Origin of the sequence: Streptomyces sp. CBMA123, from assembly GCF_014596465.1 — a bacterium.
Classification (GTDB): Bacteria; Actinomycetota; Actinomycetes; order Streptomycetales; family Streptomycetaceae; genus Kitasatospora.
In genome coordinates this window covers 1-18,522 of record NZ_MECK01000091.1, presented here as the reverse complement: position 1 = coordinate 18,522, position 18,522 = coordinate 1, and the positions used below count along the sequence as shown (strand labels likewise).

18 protein-coding genes and 1 pseudogene are annotated in these 18,522 nt (G+C 74.2%); 8 read left to right on the top strand and 11 right to left on the bottom strand.

Annotation, left to right across the window (positions count from 1 at the left end; genetic code table 11):
* The coding region (locus tag BG452_RS45580) for a maleylpyruvate isomerase N-terminal domain-containing protein (protein ID WP_317621021.1) at nucleotides 1-395 on the bottom strand (395 nt) is incomplete at its 3' end.
* 4 nt (nucleotides 396-399) lie between these two features.
* On the bottom strand, nucleotides 400-633 hold the full coding sequence (locus BG452_RS13375; RefSeq protein WP_188304493.1) for a hypothetical protein: 234 nt from the start codon (nucleotides 631-633) through the stop codon (nucleotides 400-402).
* A gap of 257 nt (nucleotides 634-890) precedes the next feature.
* Here BG452_RS13375 and BG452_RS13370 point away from each other — a divergent pair, with 257 nt between their 5' ends.
* Nucleotides 891-1,823, top strand: a complete 933-nt coding sequence (locus BG452_RS13370; protein ID WP_188304492.1) for a LysR family transcriptional regulator — start codon at nucleotides 891-893, stop codon at nucleotides 1,821-1,823.
* On the opposite strand, the gene BG452_RS13365 is transcribed toward BG452_RS13370, so the two are convergent.
* The 3 genes from BG452_RS13365 to BG452_RS13355 form a co-directional block, all read right to left on the bottom strand.
* Nucleotides 1,792-2,187: a hypothetical protein gene (locus tag BG452_RS13365; RefSeq protein ID WP_223242167.1), complete on the bottom strand. Its 396-nt coding sequence runs from the start codon at nucleotides 2,185-2,187 to the stop codon at nucleotides 1,792-1,794. The genes BG452_RS13370 and BG452_RS13365 overlap by 32 nt on opposite strands.
* 44 nt (nucleotides 2,188-2,231) lie before the next feature.
* Entirely contained in the window at nucleotides 2,232-3,002 is a 771-nt protein-coding gene (locus BG452_RS13360) for a GNAT family N-acetyltransferase (RefSeq protein WP_188304491.1), read from the bottom strand.
* Nucleotides 3,003-3,216: 214 nt separating this feature from the next.
* Entirely contained in the window at nucleotides 3,217-4,200 is a 984-nt protein-coding gene (locus tag BG452_RS13355; RefSeq protein ID WP_188304490.1) for a helix-turn-helix transcriptional regulator, read from the bottom strand.
* A gap of 98 nt (nucleotides 4,201-4,298) precedes the next feature.
* Here BG452_RS13355 and BG452_RS13350 point away from each other — a divergent pair, with 98 nt between their 5' ends.
* The gene (locus BG452_RS13350; RefSeq protein ID WP_188304489.1) at nucleotides 4,299-4,853 is read left to right on the top strand and encodes a DinB family protein; all 555 of its coding nucleotides are present in this window, start codon (nucleotides 4,299-4,301) and stop codon (nucleotides 4,851-4,853) included.
* 63 nt (nucleotides 4,854-4,916) lie between these two features.
* Here BG452_RS13350 and BG452_RS13345 read toward each other — a convergent pair whose 3' ends face one another.
* Nucleotides 4,917-5,132: a heavy-metal-associated domain-containing protein gene (locus BG452_RS13345; RefSeq protein WP_188304488.1), complete on the bottom strand. Its 216-nt coding sequence runs from the start codon at nucleotides 5,130-5,132 to the stop codon at nucleotides 4,917-4,919.
* Nucleotides 5,133-5,416: 284 nt separating this feature from the next.
* Between BG452_RS13345 and BG452_RS13340 the strand changes: the two genes are divergently transcribed.
* Both BG452_RS13340 and BG452_RS13335 read left to right on the top strand, forming a co-directional pair.
* Nucleotides 5,417-6,112 carry a DUF3152 domain-containing protein gene (locus BG452_RS13340; protein ID WP_188304487.1) on the top strand — a complete coding sequence of 232 codons (696 nt, stop codon included), beginning with the start codon at nucleotides 5,417-5,419 and terminating at the stop codon, nucleotides 6,110-6,112.
* Nucleotides 6,113-6,222: 110 nt separating this feature from the next.
* Entirely contained in the window at nucleotides 6,223-7,161 is a 939-nt protein-coding gene (locus BG452_RS13335; RefSeq protein WP_262985998.1) for a glutaminase, read from the top strand.
* Nucleotides 7,162-7,226: 65 nt separating this feature from the next.
* On the opposite strand, the gene glmS is transcribed toward BG452_RS13335, so the two are convergent.
* Both glmS and BG452_RS13325 read right to left on the bottom strand, forming a co-directional pair.
* Entirely contained in the window at nucleotides 7,227-9,053 is a 1,827-nt protein-coding gene (gene glmS / locus BG452_RS13330) for a glutamine--fructose-6-phosphate transaminase (isomerizing) (RefSeq protein ID WP_188304486.1), read from the bottom strand.
* A gap of 36 nt (nucleotides 9,054-9,089) precedes the next feature.
* Complete coding sequence (locus BG452_RS13325; protein ID WP_188304485.1) at nucleotides 9,090-9,365, bottom strand: hypothetical protein; 276 nt, start codon at nucleotides 9,363-9,365, stop codon at nucleotides 9,090-9,092.
* Between the two features lie 194 nt (nucleotides 9,366-9,559).
* Here BG452_RS13325 and asnB point away from each other — a divergent pair, with 194 nt between their 5' ends.
* The 4 genes from asnB to BG452_RS13305 all read left to right on the top strand — a co-directional run bounded on the left by asnB (nucleotide 9,560) and on the right by BG452_RS13305 (nucleotide 15,003).
* Nucleotides 9,560-11,410 (top strand): asparagine synthase (glutamine-hydrolyzing), encoded by a 1,851-nt coding sequence (gene asnB / locus BG452_RS13320; protein ID WP_188304484.1) that lies wholly within the window; start codon nucleotides 9,560-9,562, stop codon nucleotides 11,408-11,410.
* A 286-nt stretch (nucleotides 11,411-11,696) separates the two neighbouring features.
* Nucleotides 11,697-12,812, top strand: coding sequence for a hypothetical protein (locus BG452_RS13315; protein WP_188304483.1), 1,116 nt, complete (start codon nucleotides 11,697-11,699; stop codon nucleotides 12,810-12,812).
* A gap of 173 nt (nucleotides 12,813-12,985) precedes the next feature.
* Nucleotides 12,986-14,500, top strand: coding sequence for a pyridoxal-dependent decarboxylase (locus BG452_RS13310; protein ID WP_188304482.1), 1,515 nt, complete (start codon nucleotides 12,986-12,988; stop codon nucleotides 14,498-14,500).
* A 77-nt stretch (nucleotides 14,501-14,577) separates the two neighbouring features.
* On the top strand, nucleotides 14,578-15,003 hold the full coding sequence (locus BG452_RS13305) for a hypothetical protein (protein ID WP_188304481.1): 426 nt from the start codon (nucleotides 14,578-14,580) through the stop codon (nucleotides 15,001-15,003).
* 304 nt (nucleotides 15,004-15,307) lie between these two features.
* On the opposite strand, the gene BG452_RS13300 is transcribed toward BG452_RS13305, so the two are convergent.
* From BG452_RS13300 to BG452_RS45575, 3 genes and pseudogenes are all read right to left on the bottom strand, one after another.
* The gene (locus BG452_RS13300; RefSeq protein WP_188304480.1) at nucleotides 15,308-15,601 is read right to left on the bottom strand and encodes a muconolactone Delta-isomerase family protein; all 294 of its coding nucleotides are present in this window, start codon (nucleotides 15,599-15,601) and stop codon (nucleotides 15,308-15,310) included.
* A gap of 293 nt (nucleotides 15,602-15,894) precedes the next feature.
* Nucleotides 15,895-16,593, bottom strand: coding sequence for a hypothetical protein (locus BG452_RS13295; protein WP_188304479.1), 699 nt, complete (start codon nucleotides 16,591-16,593; stop codon nucleotides 15,895-15,897).
* Between the two features lie 683 nt (nucleotides 16,594-17,276).
* Nucleotides 17,277-18,167, bottom strand: a pseudogene (locus tag BG452_RS45575) (thioesterase domain-containing protein); the annotation flags it as partial.
* Nucleotides 18,168-18,522 lie beyond the last annotated feature (355 nt).

Below are 18,522 nucleotides of genomic sequence, written 5' to 3'. Positions count from 1 at the left end.
TGCCGCCACCCCGCCAGCGCCGGGACCAGCACGGCCCGGCGGGCGGTGGGCAGTTCGGCGGCGTCCCGCAGCAGCCCGTCCAGGCCGGCCCGCAGATCGGCCACGAGCGCCTCGGCGCCGCGCCCCGCGCCCTCGTTCAACTGCCGTGCCAGCGCGGCGGCGTCGGCCCGCGGCCCGGGTGCGGTGCCGGTCCGGGCCAGGGCGAACATCCACCGGTAGGCATCGGCGCTGCGGGCGAGGTGGGTCAGCACATGGCCCCGGCTCCAGCCGGGCAGCAGCGAGGGCTCGCGGGCCTGCCCGTCGGTGAGCCGCTCCAGCCCCGCGCACAGGCGCTCCGCCGAGGCCCGGACCTCCTCGTACAGCTCCTCGAAGTCCGGCCGCCGACCGGGCTCCACCGCGCTAACGCCCAACCTCGGAGACCGTCCGCCAGTCGGGCGTGCCCGCCCGGCTGTCGTACCCCTCGAAGCGGGCGCCCGGCGCGGGGCCGTCCGCACCGTCCAGCCACCCGACCCGCCGCAGCTCCGGGCCGAACCGGGCGGACGGTCCGATGTCCGTCACCAGCGCCCAGACCCGTTCCACCCCGGCCCGGACGAACACCTCGCCCTGCGCGCCCGGACCATCCGCGTACCGCATTGCGCTCCCCCTCGACTGCCTGACGCACTCGACCCCCGACGTCCTACGGGTCGACACCCGCCCTGCCCCCGCCTCTGAGCGTCCGGAACGCCGCGAAGGCAACGGGCGGGTTGCCGCCCTCTCGCGGGCCCTGCCATCGATGGTCGTTCCTGCCGAACCTCCAAGTCAATCCACCGATTTCCTGGGGCGCCTCCAAGGTTGAGCTTGGGTCGAGCCCTGCGGCCACCGGCTCGGCCCCGGCAGTACCCTGGGCGCTCGTGACCCTCGACGACCTCCGCGTCTTCGCCGCCGTCTGCCGGGCCGGCTCGCTCAGTGCCGTCGCCCGCGACCTGGCGTGCAGCCAGTCCGCCGTCAGCCAGCACGTCAAACGGCTGGAGCACGAGCTGGGCCTGGCCCTGATCGAGCGGCATCCGCGCGGCGTGGTGCCCACCCAGGCCGGCCGCCAGCTGCAGACCGCCGTCGCCACCGGTCTGGGCGGCATCGATCACGCGCTGCGCACCATCGCCGAACTCGCCCGCGGCGAGGGCGGATCGGTGCGGATCACCACCGGCGCCACCAGCATCCGGCACTTCATGTCCGCCGCCGTGGTGGACTTCCGCCGGCGGTTCCCGCAGGTCAGCCTGGAGTTCCAGACCGGCGTCTCCAGCCGCAGCTGCCTGGAGGCGCTCACCGCCGGCCATGTCGACCTGGCCTGGATCACCCTCGGCGCCCCGGTCCGCGGCATCGAGCAGCGGCCCGTCGCCGACCTGCCCTGGGTGCTGGCCGTGGCGGCCGCCGACCCGCTCGCCGCCCGGGAACGCATCGAGCCCGCCGACCTCCAGGACGCCCGGCTGATCGGACTGCCGCAGAACTCGGTCTCCCGCTCCCAACTCGACGACTGGCTCGGCAAGTCGGGGATCCGCCCGGTCTTCGACACCAGCGTCACCGACTGGGACACCGCGATCCTGCTGGCCGAACTCGGCCTCGGTCACGCCGTCGTGCCCGCGCTCCCCGAGTGGCAGGGCCCGGGCCACCCCGGCCTGCGGCTGGTCCCGCTGCCCGACCTGCCCGGCCTCACCGTCGGCTGGGCCGCCCGCGACTGGGACACCCTGGGGCCGCTGGCCCGGGCCTTCGCGGAGACCGTCGCCACCCACTGGGGCCGTCCGGCTCCGCCGCCGGTCAGCCCTGGAGCCCGTCCGCGAACTCGCTGACCGACCGGAGCCCGCCGCCACCCAGGAGCCGAGTCACCGGCAGCCCCTCGTCACGGGACGTCACCTCCGCCAGCTGCCCGAAGTCCTCGGGCAACAGGTCCAGCAGGCTCAGCACCTGCTCGCCGGTCCGCAGCTCCAGCACCAGTTCGCAGCGCAACTGCCGTGGCAGTTCCGGGCGGTGGGTCACCCCGTGCCACCACACCGCTCGCAGGTAGTGCCGCCCGGCGGGCGCCGCGTGCGACCTCAGCCACGCCGGGTCCAGCCGCTGGGAGAGGCCGAGGCCGGCGGCCCGTTCCTCCAGCCGCAGCAGCCCCGGGGTGTCGACGGCCATCAGTTCACCCGGCAGTGCCCGTTCCGCGTCCATGCCGCCATCCTGGCGCACCCGCGCCGTCTCACCCCGGCCTGCCGTCAGTTCGTGTGGAAGGAGTGGCTGCGGCCGATCTCGGTGAAGCCCCGCCGGGCGTACCACTCGCGCGGCCAGTCGGCCGCGTCCGCGAGCAGGAAGAGCTGCGGGATCCCGGCGGCCGCCGCCAGCGCCAGTCCGCTGGCGAGCAGGGTGTCGCCGTGGCCCGCGCCGCGGTGCGCGGCGGCGGTGACCAGGTCCTCCACCTGGGCCAGTCCGGCGGCCGGTTCGAGGTAGAGGTCGACCCAGGCCGCGATCTCGCCGTCCGCCGCCCGGGCGGCCAGGAAGTGCACCCGCTCGGCGCCGCGCAGCCGGGTCGGCCGGCGGTCGGTGAGCTGGCGGATCAGTTCCTCGCCCTCGTGCCACTCCGACTGCTGCCGCAGGACGGCCTCCCGCAGCTCGGCGAACTCCGTGGGCCGGGCGGCCGGTTCGGGCAGCGCGCAGCCCGCCGTCTCCCGGGCCAGGACCACCGCGGCGCCGTCCTCGTACCCGGCCTCGGCCAGCACCGGAGCGGCCCGCTCACCGCACTCCTGGTCCAGCACGGTGATCGCGTACTGCCGGCGCTGCCCCAGCCAGCGCTCCGCCAGTCCGGGCAGCTCCGCCGGGTCGGTGCCCGGCCCGGTGACGATCAGCTGGTTGTGCTCGTGGGAGAGCACGTGCTCGGCGTCCCGGACCGCGAAGACCCCTGGGAACTCGGGCAGTTCGAGGAGCTCGGCGGCCTGGCGGCGGGCGAAGGCGGCACGGAAGGCGGACACGCGCGCAAGCAGATCGGACATCCTGCCATGATCGCCCCGCCCACCGCCCCGGCCAAGCGAATATCCACCGGCCGGCTCGCCGCGCCACCGCGCCGCTCCCCCACCACGCCACGGCACTCCCCGCCACCGTCCGCACCCGCGCCGGCCCCACCCCCGCCGAGCCCGGCCCCCCTGCCTGCACCCGCCGTCCTCCCCGACCCGCCAGGCAACCCGCCGTCCTCACCGGGCCGGCTTCCTACTCCGCCCCCGCCGTCCCTCCCCGTTCCGCCGCCCGCCCGAAGCGGGCCGACCACTCCGCGATCAGCTCCCGCAGCTCCGGTGGGTGGACGACGTGGAACTCCGCGCCCAGGGAGCCCAGGGCCATCGCGGGCCAGTCCAGCGAGTCGGCGGTCATCCGCAGCCGGCAGCGGTCGGCGTCGACGGCCTCGACCTCCCCCCAGCGGCCGATGCGGTCGCGGACGCGTCCGGCCGGGGCGTCGACGAGGGCCTCGACGCGGTTGCTCCGGGGCATGCCGCTGAGGCCCGCACGGACGAACTCGGCGGCGTCGGCGGCCGGGAGGGTGCGCGGGGCGAAGCGGGCGCCGGTGGCCTCGGCGGCGGTGAGGCGGTCGAGGCGGAAGGTGCGCCAGTCGGCGCGGTCGAGGTCGTAGGCGACGAGGTACCAGCGCCGGTCGAGGCAGACCAGCCGGTGCGGTTCGACGTGCCGCGCGGTGCGGTGCGCGGAGGCGGCGGTGTACGAGAAGCGCAGCCGTTCGCCGTCGCGGCAGGCCAGGGCGGCGGCGGTGAGGGCGTCGGGGTCGACGCGGGTGCCGCCGGTGGCGCCCCAGTCCACGGGGACGGTGACGGCGCGCAGCGCCTCGACCCGGCGGCGCAGCCGGGCGGGCATCACCTGCACGACCTTGGCCAGGACCCGTACGGAGGCCTCGGCGACGCCCTCCACCGGGCTGTCGGCGGCGGCCTGCAGCCCGACCGCGAGGGCGACCGCCTCCTCGTCGTCGATGACGAGCGGGGGCAGGGCCGCGCCGGCGGCCAGCTGGTAGCCGCCGTCGACGCCGCGCTGGGCTTCGACGGGGTAGCCGATGTCGCGCAGCCGGTCGATGTCGCGGCGCAGGGTGCGGACGGAGACGCCGAGCCGGTCGGCGAGTTCCTCGCCGGGCCAGTAGCGGTGGGTCTGGAGCAGGGAGAGCAGCCGCAGGGTCCGGGTGCTGGTGTTCGCCATGTCTCGATTGTGGCCGGATTCAGGTCAGGAAGTGGCCGCAATGGTCCGTAGCGTGGTGGTTGTCCGAGGGAGCAGGAACCGAACGGAAGGCCAGCGCCATGACCACCACCACCCCCGCCACCCCCGCCACCGCCGCCACCGCCGCCACCGGCGAGCGCGCCGACCTCCTGGTCGCGCTGGAGAAGCAGCGGCACTTCCTGCGCTTCACCACCCGTGACCTCACCGACGAGCAGGCCGGTCTGCGGACCTGTGCGAGCGAGCTGTGCCTGGGCGGTCTGGTCAAGCACGTGACCTCGGTGGAGCGGATGTGGGCGGACTTCATCGTGACGGGCCCGTCCGCGATGCCGGACTTCACCACCTGGACGGAGGAGGACGTCGCCCGCCGGGCCGACGAGTTCCGCCTGCTGCCCGGCGAGACGCTGGCCGGGGTGCTCACCGAGTACGCCGAGGTCGCGCGCCGCACCGACGCGTTGGTGGCCACGCTGCCCGATCTGGACGCGACCCAGCCGCTGCCGAAGGCGCCCTGGTTCGAGAAGGACGCCGTGTGGTCGGCCCGCCGGGTGCTGCTGCACATCGTGGCCGAGACCGCCCAGCACGCGGGCCACGCCGACATCATCCGCGAGTCCCTGGACGGCGCGAAGAGCATGGGCTGAGCCGGGCGGGGGCCCGCCGCACCACGGCGGGCTCCCGATGGCCGGTTCCCGGCCGGTCCGGGCTCAGATCTCGTCGACGAGGGTGAAGCCGGCCCCGTCCACCGCGCTGCGGACGGCCGCCGTCTCCAGCGGCTGGGCGGAGGCGACGGTGACCCGGCCGCTCGGTGCGTGCGCGACGACCTCGGTGACGCCGGGGATGGCGGCGAGGCCCGCGCTGACGGTCTTCTCGCAGTGGCCGCAGCTCATGCCGTCGACGGTGAGGACAGTGGTGATGGACATGTCGGCGCCTCCAGGCGGGTCGGGTGACGGATCCGTCGGGTGACGGATCAGGGGGGTGACGGATCAGGGGGGTGGGTCAGCGGTGCACGGCTGATCGACCCGCCCTACGACAGCGGAATCCCGCCGCGAACCCCAGGGACACGCCGCACGGGTGGCACCATCGAGTGGTTCCGGGAACCGACCGCCCCCTGCAACCGACCGAGCGCCCTGAACCGTCTCCCCCGACGTCCCCGTTCCTCCCGTCGTACGCCCATTCGGCCCTGCCCAGGAGTTGTCCCACCACCATGGCCGTCAGTCCCGCCGCCCTGTCCCGTCGAATACGGCACGCCGCGCTCGCCCTGGCGCTGGTCGCGGCGGTGACCGCCGGCCTGCTGTGGTGGCAGCCCTGGCACCACGAGCCCGCGCCGCTGGCCTTCACCACCGCTCCGGGCGGCTCCGAGCGGTTCGGCACCGGGGAGCACCTGTACCGCTACAAGGTGCGGGTGGAGGACGGGATCGCGGAGAGCCCGGCGCAGTTCGCCGCCGAGGTGGACGCGGTCCTCGGCGACACCCGGCGCGGCTGGGCGGCCGGGAACACCGCGTCCTTCCAGCGGATGCCCGCCGACCCGGTGGACTTCACGGTCTACCTGGCGACCCCGCAGTCCACCGACCGGATCTGCGGCCAGTACGGGCTGGACACCGGCAGCTGGGTGAACTGCGGCGTCCAGCACCAGGTGGTGATCAACCTCAAGCGGTGGACGGAGTTGTCCGAGTTCTACCAGGGCCGGCCGGAGCTGTACCACGCGCTGGCGATCAACCACGAGGTCGGCCACATCCTCGGCAACGGGCATGTCGACTGCCCCGGCCCGGGCGCCCCGGCGCCGGTGATGATGCAGCAGATCAAGGGCCTGCACGGCTGCGCCCCCAACGGCTGGCCCTACTCCGAGACCGGCACCCTGCTGACCGGCCCGCCGGCCCAGGCGCCGAGCAACGCGCCCTGACCGCCACGGCACTCCCCCGGACCCGGATAATCACTGGTCGGACCGGGTACCGCCGCACGGCGCCCCGGTCCCGATCGTGTCCCTACCGTCCGCGCGTGGAGTGAAGAACCTTGTTCGATGTGGAGAACCTCGACTACCCGGCCCTCCTGGAGGCCGCCGAGGCGGCCGCCCGGGCGACCACGGGCCGGGGCCGCGTCGCCGACTACATCCCGGCCCTCGCCGAGGCCGACCCGGAGGCCTTCGGCATGGCCGTGGCCACCGTCGACGGCGAGCTGTACGGCGTCGGGGACTGGGAGCAGCCCTTCTCCATCCAGAGCGTCTCCAAGCTGTTCTCACTCGCCCTCGCCCTCGCCTACAGCAGCGACGGCGGCGCGGGGCTCTGGCGGGGCGTCGGCCGCGAGCCCTCCGGCAACCCCTTCAACTCGCTGGTGCAGCTGGAGACCGAGCACGGCATCCCGCGCAACCCGTTCATCAACGCGGGCGCCCTGGTCGTCACCGACCGCCTGCAGTCCCTGACCGGCGACGCCTCCGGCGCGGTCCGGCAGTTCCTGCGCCGCGAGTCCGGCAACCCGCTGCTGGACACCGACCCCGTGGTCGCCGCGTCCGAGGCCGAGCACGGCCACCGCAACGCCGCGCTCGCCCACTTCATCGCCAGCCACGGCAACCTGCGGAACCCTGTCGACACCGTGCTGGAGCACTACTACGCCCACTGCGCCGTCGCCGCCAGCTGCCGCGACCTCGTCCTGGCCGGCGCCTTCCTCGCCCGCTACGGCGTCCGCACCGACGGCACCCGTCTGATGACCCGCAGCGAGGCCAAGCGGATCAACGCCGTCCTGCTCACCTGCGGCACCTACGACGCCGCCGGCGAGTTCGCCTTCCGGGTCGGCCTGCCCGGCAAGAGCGGCGTCGGCGGCGGCGTCCTCGCCATACTCCCCGGCCGCGCCGCCGTCTGCGCCTGGGGCCCCCGCCTCGACCAGGCCGGCAACTCCGTCGCCGCCGTCACCGCCCTGGACACCCTCACCACCCTCTCGGGCTGCTCGGTCTTCTGACCGCGACGAGGCCCGGTCGCAGCAACCACCGCGACCGGGCCCAACCACCGTACGAAACGCGGGACTTACTCCACCGTCACGCTCTTCGCCAGGTTGCGCGGCTTGTCCACGTCGCGGCCGAGGGCGACCGCCGCGTGGTAGGCGAGCAGCTGGAGCGGGATGTTGAGGAGCAGCGGGTCCAGCTCGGGCTCGCTCTTGGGAACCAGGATGCAGTGGTCGACGAGCTTGTCCTCGGGCCGGCGGTGGGCGACGGCGATGACGCGGCCGGAGCGGGCCTTGATCTCGCCGAGGGTGGTGAGGTTCTTGTCGAGCAGTTCGTCGTCCGGGACGAGGGCGACGGTGGGCAGTTCGGGGCTGATCAGGGCCAGCGGGCCGTGCTTGAGCTCGCTCGCCGGGTAGGCCTCGGCGTGGACGTAGGAGATCTCCTTGAGCTTCTGCGCGCCCTCCCGGGCCACGGGGTAGCCGCGGACCCGGCCGATGAACATCATGCCGGTCGAGTCGGCGTACTCGCCCGCGAGTTCGGCGATCGCGTCGCTCTGCTCGAGCACCTCGCGGATCTGGTCGGGCAGGGCCTGGAGGGCGGAGACGATCCGGCGGCCGTCGGCGGGCGAGAGGTCGTGGATGCGGCCGAAGTGCAGGGCGAGCAGGGCGAAGGCGACCACCGTGGAGGTGAACGCCTTGGTGGAGGCGACGGAGACCTCGGGCCCGGCGTGGAGGTAGATGCCGCCGTCGCACTCGCGGGCGATGGCGCTGCCCACGGTGTTGACGACGCCGAGGACGCGACCGCCCTTGCGCTTGATCTCCTGGACGGCGGCGAGGGTGTCGTAGGTCTCGCCGGACTGGCTGACCGCGACGTACAGGGTGTCGGCCTCGATCACCGGGTTGCGGTAGCGGAACTCGGAGGCAGGCTCGCTGTGCGCGGGGATCCGGGAGAGTTCCTCGATCAGCTGCGCGCCCATCTCGCCCGCGTAGTAGGCGGATCCGCAGCCGAGGATCTTGACCCGGCGGATCTCGCGCAGTTCCCGGGCGTCCAGGTTGAGGCCGCCGAGGTGGGCGGTGCTGAAGCGCTCGTCGAGCCGGCCGCTGAGGGTGCGCTCGACGGAGCCGGGCTGCTCGTGGATCTCCTTGAGCAGGTAGTGCTCGTAGCCGCCGGTGTCGAAGGAGTCGATCTCCCAGTCGACGGTGGACGGCTGGCGGTGGGTGGTGCGGGCGTCCGCGGTGAAGGTGCGGAAGCCGTCGGCCCGGACGGTGGCGAGTTCGCCGTCCTCCAGGTGCACCACCTGGCGGGTGTAGCGGACGAGGGCGGAGACGTCGGAGGCGGCGAACATCTCCTTCTCGCCGATACCGAGCACGATCGGGCTGCCGTTGCGGGCGACCACGATGCGGTCGGGCTGCGCGGAGTCCAGCACCGCGATGCCGTAGGTGCCGACGACTCGGCCGAGCGCGGCGCGGACGGCGTCCTCCAGCTCGACGCCCTCGGTGGCGTGGGCGGCGATCAGGTGGGAGAGCACCTCGGTGTCGGTCTCGGAGCGGAACACCGCGCCGTCGGCGGTCAGCTTGGCGCGCAGTTCGTCGGCGTTCTCGATGATGCCGTTGTGGACGACGGCGATCCGTTCGGCGTTGTCCAGGTGCGGGTGGGCGTTGGCGTCGCTGGGCACGCCGTGGGTGGCCCAGCGGGTGTGGCCGATGCCGGTGCCGCCCTTGAAGCGGGCCGGTACGGCCGCGGCGAGGTCGGCGACCCGGCCCTTGACCTTGCGGAGCTTGAGCCCGCCGGTGCGTCCGGCGACGGCGACGCCGGCCGAGTCGTAGCCGCGGTACTCCAGCCGGGCGAGCCCTTCCAGCAGGAAGGGGGTCGCGTCCTTGGGGCCGATGTAGGCCACGATTCCGCACATGCGTGGACTCCTCCAGAAGTAGGGATGGGACCGGGCTCAGCCGTAGACGATCCGGCGCAGCTGGCGGGCCGAGAGCTCCGGCGCCGCGACGCGGCGGCCGGGCAGCTCCTCGGCGAGCCGGGCGAAGATCCGTTCGTTGGTGAGGCCTCGTGCCTGCAGCTCGCCGTGGCGGCGACGGACGTACTCCTCGGTGGTCTCGGAGAAGTACGCCAGCACCTCCGCCACGACCCGCGCCGCTTCCCGGGGCCCGAGCGGGCTGGTCCGGGCGAGGTGGGCGAGGAGGTCTTCGTGAGGGTGGGATGAGCTCGGCACGACTGAGAACTCTAGGTCGCGTCGCTCGCCGAAGCCAAAGATCTTGCCCGAAATCGGGCAGACTTCACGACTTTCGGCCCAGGTAACCAATCGGACCCCCTGCTGCCACCTTCCCGACGGACTCTTGATGCCATGCCGATTCCGCCCTTAGCGTGATCTCCGGCACACCTAGCCGAAGACCGGAGGGCTTGCTGATGTGCGGGATCACCGGATGGGTCGCCTACGACCGCGACCTGACCGCCGAACGGAACGTCCTCGACGCGATGACGGCCACCCAGATCTGCCGCGGCCCCGACGCCGGGGGCGTCCACCTCGAGCCGCACGCCGCGCTCGGCCACCGCCGCCTCGCGGTGATCGACATCGAGGGCGGCGTCCAGCCGATGGCCGTCGAGCACGACGGCCGCCCGCTGGCCGTGCTCAGCTACAGCGGCGAGGTCTACAACCACCGCGAGCTGCGCGCGGAACTGGAGGCGGCCGGCCACCGCTTCCGCACCCGCAGCGACACCGAGGTCGTGCTGCACGCCTACCTGGAATGGGGCGAGGCTCTGGCCGAGCGGCTGAACGGCATGTTCGCCTTCGCGATCTGGGACGCCCGGCGCGAGGAACTGCTGCTGGTCCGCGACCGGATGGGCGTCAAACCGCTGTACTACCGCCGCACCCCGGACGGCGTGGTGTTCGGCTCCGAGATGAAGGCGATCCTGGCCCACCCGTCGGTCCGCGCCGTGGTCGACCTGGACGGGCTGCGCGAACTGCTCGCCCACACCCGCACCCCCGGCCTCACCCCGTACCGGGACGTCCTGGAGGTCCGGCCCGGGCACGTGGTGCGGGTGCGCCGCGGCGGCGTCTCGGTGCGCCGCTACTGGGCCCTGGAGGCGCGCGAGCACACCGACAGCCTGGAGTCGACGATCGCCACCGTCCGGGCGCTGCTGGACGACATCGTCCACCGCCAGCTGGACGCGGACGTGCCGCTGTGCTCGCTGCTCTCCGGCGGCCTGGACTCCAGCGCCGTCACCGCCCTCGCCGCCCGGACGCTGGCCGCCGCCGGCGCCGGCCCGGTGCGCTCCTTCGCGGTGGACTTCGCCAGGCGGCCCGAGGACTTCCACGCCGACCCCGTCCGGCAGTCCCAGGACGGGCCGTTCGCCCGGCTGCTCGCCGACCACGTCGGCGCCGACCACAGCGTGATCGAGCTGGACGCCGCCGAACTCGGTGACCCGGCCCTGCGCTCCGCCACGGTGCGCGCCCGCGACCTGCCGAACGGCGTCGGCGACATGGACGTCTCGCTGCTGCTGCTCTTCCGGGACGTCCGCCGCCACTCCACCGTCGCACTGTCCGGCGAGTCCGCGGACGAACTCTTCGGCGGCTACCGCTGGTTCCACGACCCCGCGGCCATCGCCACCGACGACTTCCCCTGGGCCGCCAGCGTCGCCGCCATCGCCGGCGCCGGCTCCGCCCCGCGCGAGCGACTGCTCGACGCCGAACTGCTCCGCAAGCTCGACCTGGACGGCTACCGCCGGGCCCGGTACCGCGAGGCGCTCGCCGAGGTCCCGCACCTGGACTCCGCCGACCCGCTGGAGCGGCGGATGCGCGAGATCTCGTACCTCAACCTGACCCGCTTCGTCTGCATCCTGCTCGACCGCAAGGACCGGATGAGCATGGCCAACGGGCTGGAGGTGCGGGTGCCGTTCTGCGACCACCGGCTGGTCCAGTACGTCTTCAACACACCGTGGGCGATGAAGGCCTTCGACGGACGGGAGAAGAGCCTGCTGCGCGCCGCCGTCCGGGACGTGCTGCCGGCCGCGGTCGCCGATCGGGTGAAGAGCCCGTACCCGGTGTCGATGGACCCGCTCTACCCGGCGCAGCTGCGCGCCGAACTCGCCCGGCTCGCCGCCGAGCGGAAGTCCCCGGCCCTCGACCTGCTCGACCGGCGGCGGCTGAACGACGCGCTCGCCCCGGACACCGACCCCCAGTCCGTCCGGCTGGCCGTCGACCTCGCGCTGGACCTCGACGCCTGGCTGACGGACTACCAGGTGACGCTGGAGCTCTGACACCCCTTCCCCGACGGCGCGGCATCCCCCTCACCCGGACGGGCCGTTGCGCCGTCCGGGTGAACGGCGGGAACCGGAGCCCCCGGCCGACGGTTGACCACCCCGCACGGGTCGTCGACCGTCGGGCTCCCTCGACCATCGGAGCCCGGCCCGCCCCACCGGGGCGTCCGGACGATGCGGTAGCGTCGCCGACACCTCCCGAATGGCGGGCGAAAACGCGGAATCCCGCCCCCGTGCCGTCAGGATGGGAGGAACCGTTCACCTCGATCCGCCGGGGGATCCCGTCATGCAGCCGCGAGTCTTCGCGATTCTCACCGCCGTGCTCCTGGGCGTCCTGGGCCTCGGCTCGGTGGCCGTCACCGACTGGTCGCCCGCCGCGGCCACCACGTCACCCGCCACCCCCACGGCTCCCGGGGTCCCCGGCACCCAGCCGGTCACGGCCGGCGCCGCGAGCGCCACCCCGACCGGCGACCCGGCGGTGTGGACCCGCTCGACGCTGCGCAACAAGATGATGGCCGAGATGGACGCCACCGACCCCGGCGTCGCCCTCGCCGACCTCGACCGGATCACCAAGGAGAAGCCGTACACCGTGCGCTTCTGCCACCCGATCGCGCACGAGCTCGGCCACGCGGCGGTCAAGCGCTTCAACGCCGACTTCCAGAAGGTCATCTCCTACCCGCACGAGACCTGCGCGGCCGGCTACCTGCACGGCGCGGTCGAGGAGATGCTCAACGCCTCCACCCAGCCCGAGGTGGACCTGCTCAAGCTGTGCGCCCCCAAGAACAGCGGCCCCTGCATCCACGGCGTCGGCCACGGCACGATGTTCGTCGCCAAGCAGGACGTCGCCAAGGCGCGCGACCTGTGCAACAAGTTCACCAGCGACCAGAACCGGATCCGCTGCTCCGAGGGCCTGTTCATGCAGCTCTTCGGCCCGGACGAGGAGGACGAGCAGGCCAAGGCCAACCTGCCCGCCGACAAGCTCGCCCAGGACCCGCTGTACCCGTGCAAGGACCAGCCCTCGCTGTTCCAGTCCGCCTGCTTCTTCTACGCCCCGACCTTCTACCTGTCCTCGCACGACTACCCGAACCACCCCGAGGTCTACGCCGACGCCCTCAAGTGGTGCCTCAACGGCAAGGCCGGCGGCGGGGCGGTGGACTGCAGCCGGGGCGTCGGCTCCCGGACCATGAAGTACAACCTGGACCGCGAGGACTGGGCCGCCCAGCAGTGCGCCACCGCCGCCGACGGCTGGCAGCGCAAGGCCTGCGCGGAGGGGCTGGTCAGCTACTACACCGTCAACTACACGGACGGCGGCGCGGCCGGGCGGCTCTGCGCGAAGATCACCAGCAAGGAGATGCAGGGCTACTGCCGCTCCGCGGGCGGGCTCTCCGCCTCGCTCGACTGACCGCCGGACCGATCGTCCGACCGACCGCCGGACCGATCGTCCCCGTCCCGGCTGCTGGGCCCGCGCCGCACGGCGCGGGCCCGCTTGCGTAGGATCACCCGACCATCGCCTGATCAGGGTGCGCCGAGGACGCCGCGCCTGGCCCAGTCCGCCCCGGCCTCCTGGAGCACGCCATGACCACCGAGGACCCCCGCAGCAGCAACCCCTGCGGCGCCGACTTCCGCGGCGCCGACTTCCGCAGCGCCGACTTCCGCGGCGCCGACTTCCGCAGCGCCGACTTCCGCAGCGCCGCCCACGCCACCGCCGAGCTGGTCGCCGACTACCTCGCCGAACTGCCCGCCCGCCCGGTCTGGCAGCCGATGGACGACACCGCCCGGCAGGCCCTGCTCGACGCCCCGCTGCCCGCCCGGGGCCGCCCGCTCGCCGAACTGCCGGCCGCCATCGCGCGGGACGTCCTCCCGTACCCCATGGGCAACGGCAACCCGCGCTTCTTCGGCTGGGTCAACTCCGCCCCCGCCCCCGCCGGGGTGCTCGCCACCCTCGCCGCCGCCGCGATGAACCCCAGCTCGGCCGGCGGCGACCACGCCGACGTCCACCTGGAGCGCGCCGTCGTCCGCTGGATCGCCGAACTCGTCGGCTTCCCGCACCCGGCCGGCGGCGGACTGCTCACCTCCGGCACCTCGATGGCGACCATCGTCTGCCTCGCCGCCGCCCGCAACCGCGCCGCCCGCCGGGCCGGCCACGACGTCCGCGAGGACGGCCTGACCGGCCTGCCGCCGCTGGTCGGCTACGTCACCGGCGAGACCCACTCCTGCGTCCGCAAGGCCGCCGAACTCCTCGGCCTCGGCAGCCGGCACCTGCGCACCGTCGCCACCGGCCCCGACGGCCGCCTCGACCCCGCCGAGCTGCGGGCCGCCGTCGGGCGCGACCGCGCCGCCGGACTGCTGCCCTTCCTGGTGGTCGCCTCGGCCGGCACCGTCGGCACCGGTGCGGTGGACGCCTTCGAGCCGCTCGCCGACCTCTGCCGGGAACAGGGCCTGTGGCTGCACGTGGACGGCGCGTACGGCGCCTTCGGCCGGCTCGACCCGGCCATCGCCCACCGCTACGCGGGCCTGGAGCGCGCCGACTCGCTCGCCCTCGACCCGCACAAGTGGCTCGGCGTCCCGGTCGACTGCGGCTGCGCCCTGGTCCGCGACACCGAGGAACTGCGCGGCACGTTCAGCCTCGTCCCCTCCTACCTGCGCGACGAGGCGGCCGGGGAGCTCGGCTGGTTCTCCGAGTACGGCACCGAGCAGACCCGCCCGTTCCGCGCCCTCAAGGTCTGGGCCACCATCGCCCACCGCGGCCGCGCCGGCCTCGTGGAGGACATCGCCCGGTGCACCGCACTCGCCCGTCGGCTCGGCGAACTCGTCCAGGCCGACGAGGAGTTGGAGCTGCTGGCGGAGGTGCAGACCTCCATCGTGGCGTTCCGCCACCGGGCGGCCGGACGCGACGAAGCGGCCCGCGACGCCCTCAACCGCGAGCTGCCGGTCGCCGTCCAGCGGCGCGGCCGGGTCTTCGTCACCGGCGCCCTGCTCGGCGCCCACGAGATGCTCCGCGCCTGTCTGCTCAACCCCGCGACCACCGAGGACGACCTGCGGCTGCTGCTCGCCGAGGTCAAGGCCGCGGCCCGCGAGCTGCAGCCGTAACACACCCCGGCGGACCTTAACGGCCAGGTGACGGCGGGTTCGTGACCGGGAAACACCGGTCGGGCACGGTGGAGGCCATGGAGCACTCGAAGCCTTCCGTCCACCGTGCCCGTCGCTGGCGCCGGGACACCGTCGAACTCGCCGCCGCCTTCCTCTCCGTCACCGCCGCCGACCTGATCGCGAAGGTCGTCCTGCACGGCTCCGACGGCCCGATCGTCCTCGCCGGCTCCGCCCTCGCGCTGCTCGCCGCCGCCCTCCTCCACACCTGGTGGTCCCCCCACGCCCCGCCCCCGACCACCCTGTGGCGGGTCCGCACCACCACCCTCGCCCACACCGGCAGCACCCTCGCCGAGCACCGGATCACCCTCCTCTCCCGCCACCCCCACCCCACCGCCGACGAACTCTTCCTCCGCACCCCGGGCTCACTGACCCCCACCGCCCTCACCACCCTGCTCACCGCCACCGGCCACACCCTCACGGACAGCCCGACCCGGATCACCTGACCGGCCCCGCCGCCGGCAACCCGACGGCGAGCGGCGGAACGACCCCGACGCGCCCCACCCCGGATCGCCTCACCGGCACCGACCCCGTCAGCCCTCGGCGGGCAGCGCCGTCGCCGCCAGGGCCCCGGCCGCGACCACGCCCGCCGCCAGCAACAACGCCTGCTGGTAGCCGTGGTGGAGCAGCGGTGCGACGACCACCGGCCGACCCCCATCCCGGCGGCCAGCGCCGCACCGGCCCGGGTGAGCTGCGGCCACGGCGAGCCGACGGCCGTTCGCCCTTCGACCGCGGATATCCAACCGGTCGTCACGAGCGCACGCCCGGGTCGTTGGGGTGTGGTTCCAGCGCGGTGACCACGGCCGTCATCCAGGGCGCCATCGGCAGGCTGCCGAGCACCTCGGCCCGCAGCTCCGCCTCGTCGGCCGCCCGCCAGAGGCCGATGCTGCGCAGCTCGCCCACCGGCCGCCACAGCCGGGCCAGCCGGCCGGAGGCCGCCAGCTCGCGGGCGCGGACCGCCTCGGCGGCGCGGCGACGGTCCACCTCCTCGGCGGGGGTGCCCTCGGGCACCTGGGTGGTGATCTCGACCAGGAACTCCTTCATGACCCGACTCCATATCCCCGGCGCGCCGACACCGGCGCGACCGGAACGCAGGGATGTGCGGCCGACCGGCCCTCGGATCGGGGCTCCGCCGCTGCCTCCATCGTCCGCCGCCGGCCGGTCCGGCGCCACGACCGGCACCCTCCCTGCTGGCAGGCCCAGCCTCCTACCGGCCGTAGCCTGCGGCGTCCGCAGAGCCGGCTGCCCTCGGGCGGCCAGGACCGCGTAGACGAGGACCGCTAGGCCCGGACCGCTGGGCCCGGACCGTTAGGCCCGGACCGCTCGACGCCCGCCGGTCAGTCCTCGGCCTCGACCTCGACGGCCGTGCGGATCTCCAGGGCGCGCTTGGCCAGGTCCTCCGGGCGGGTCTCACCCGTCCCGTCGATGACGCCGCCGACGGTGGTGCCGTCCGCCCAGACGCAGATCGTCCGGGCATCGGTCGGACCGCCCAGGACCGCACAGTCGAGCGCGCCGCCGAGCGGGCCGGCCGGGTAGTCCCGGCGGCCTCGGATGCTCTCGCTGCTCCCGTCGGGATCGCTGGACACGTCGGACCCCCAGACCGCGCCGAACTGCCGGTCCAACTCCCCCCGGGCGTCCGGGAAGCTCCCGGTCATCCCGGCGACCAGCAGGGTGCTCCGGCCCGAGCCGGCGGCGCCGTAGCCCGCCACCGACACATCGCGGTAGCGGCTCAACGCGGTCAGGTTCTTCTGGAGGCGGCCGCGTTCGGCCGTGACCACCTGGTCGTCCGGCATCCGCTCCTGGTCGCCGATCCGGTCCGCCAGGGCGATCCGGTGCGCGGGCGGGGCCCCGGCGCCGGTCACGGCGGCCACCGTCAGCGCGGTGAGCAGGCCGACGACGACCGCGGCGACCGCCACGGCCTTGCCGGACACCTTGCGGTACCAGGGCAGCGGGGCCACCGGCTCCAGGGTGTTGGCCCAGATCGCTTGCAGGCCGCCGGCTCTCTCGGACGGCTGGTCGTTCTCCGTGTCCGCCATCTCTCCCCCTCCACATCGACGAACGTTCACAGGATCGCCGGATGTTACGTCAGCACGCGAATGGTCCGCAGCCGCCGTACGGATCCGACCGACGTGCACCGGCGGTCCCGCGGCGGGTGGCCCGGCCGACACACCCCCGGATCGGACGGGCCGGCCCGAGGACGGCCAGGACGGAGCAGGGAGCGGGTGTGCAGCATGGGATCGCCGGAGTATCGCCGCCGCGGTGGCGGCGGGGGTGAGGGTGCCGGTGGTGGCCGGGGCCGGGCAGGCGGCGGGCGCCTGATCGGGCGCCCGCCGGTCCACCTGGCACTCGCTCGGCGGCTCAGCCCTGGCCGGCCGGCTGCACCACGCACACGGCGTTGCCCAGCATGCTGCCGAAGCCGCCGAGCAGGGCGCCGGTGACGCTCTTGCAGGCGGCCGCCTCCTGCGGGGTCTTGGGGCCGTTGTTGCCGGTGTCGGCGGCGGCCGACTGGGCGAGGGCGAGCGGCGCGGCCAGCAGCAGGGCACAACAGGCGGTGGCCAGTGCGGAGTTCTTCGAGAGCATCGGGGAGCCCCTTCGGATCGAGACGGGTTCGGCGGAAAGCCGAGCCATCCCTATCCGAAGGGGCTCCCGCGGTCACGGATCCTGGGCCATCCGTGAGCGTGTCCGCGTCAGCCGCCGGCCACCAGGGCACCCTCCGCCTCACCGCCCGGATGGCAGCGGCGAGTTCGAGCACCCCGTGCTCCTTCAGCACCCCGTAGTGGTCCCCGGCCAGTTCCACCGTGGTGGGCGGAGCGGCCGAGCAGCCGGTACTGCCCTCGATGAAGAAGTAGTCGTCGCCGGAGGCCGTGAGGACGGTCACCGGCGCCGCCAGCCGCCGCTCGGCCAGCTCGCGGAAGCTGTACTCGAACTCGTAGGTCTCGCCCACGATCCGGGTGTTCCGGCGGATCACCTCCGCGCCCAGCGCGGGCAGCATCCGGTGCACGCAGGCCACGAAGGTGGACTCGTCGATGGTCTCCGCGAGGCAGCGTTCCAGCTCGGGCCCGCTGATCGCGCCGGCGAACACCGAGAACAGGATGGTCACGTACCCGGGGTTGGCGTACGAGGACTCCCGGCCGTACCGCCGGCCGTCGGCCTGCCGGACCTCCGGGTTGCCGGGGCAGATCAGCAGCAGTTCCTCGACCCGCTGCCCGGCCTGCTCCAGCTGCCAGGCGGCCTCGAAGGCGACCCGGGCGCCGAAGGAGTAGCCCCACAGGGTGTACGGGCCCTCGGGCTGCACCCGGCACAGCTCGGCGACGTCGGCGGCGGCCGTCTCCCGGATGGTGGCGTAGGGCGTCTCGCCCTCGTTGATGCCGTGCGCCTGCACGCCGTAGAAGGCGCGGCCGTCGCTCGCCTCCCGGCCGAGCAGCCGCAGGTTCATCGGGTAGCCGCCCAGTCCGGGCCAGCAGAACACCGGCCGGCCGCGCCCGGTCTGCAGCGGCACCAGTCGCGAGGCCGCCGCGTCGTCCGAGGCGGATGTCCGGGCGGATATCCGGGCGGCCAGGTCCGCCAGCCTCGGGCACTCGAAGACCACTTGCAGCGGCAGCGAGGTGCCGGCCCCGGCGGACCTGCTCACCAGGAGCGCCGGGCATGGACTCCACCGCCGGCCGCCCGCCGTCCCGACCGCATGAGGCACCGGTCTGGACCTGTGCCGGGGCCGTCCCGGTGGGACGCCGGCGAACCTCCAGGCATTCGTGCGTTCACGATCACGTAACCGGCCGGAAGCGAGCCGTCGGTAGCGTCGGCCCCATGACGGCACCCCGCACTCGCCTCGAACGGCTCTGGCACCGGCCCTTCCGCAGGTCGAACACCAGGTTGGACCGCTGGTGCGCGGCGCCGGACGGCCAGGCCGCCCACACCGCCGGCCCGCACCGCCACGCCCGCCCCCACCCGGCGCCGCACCCGGCGCC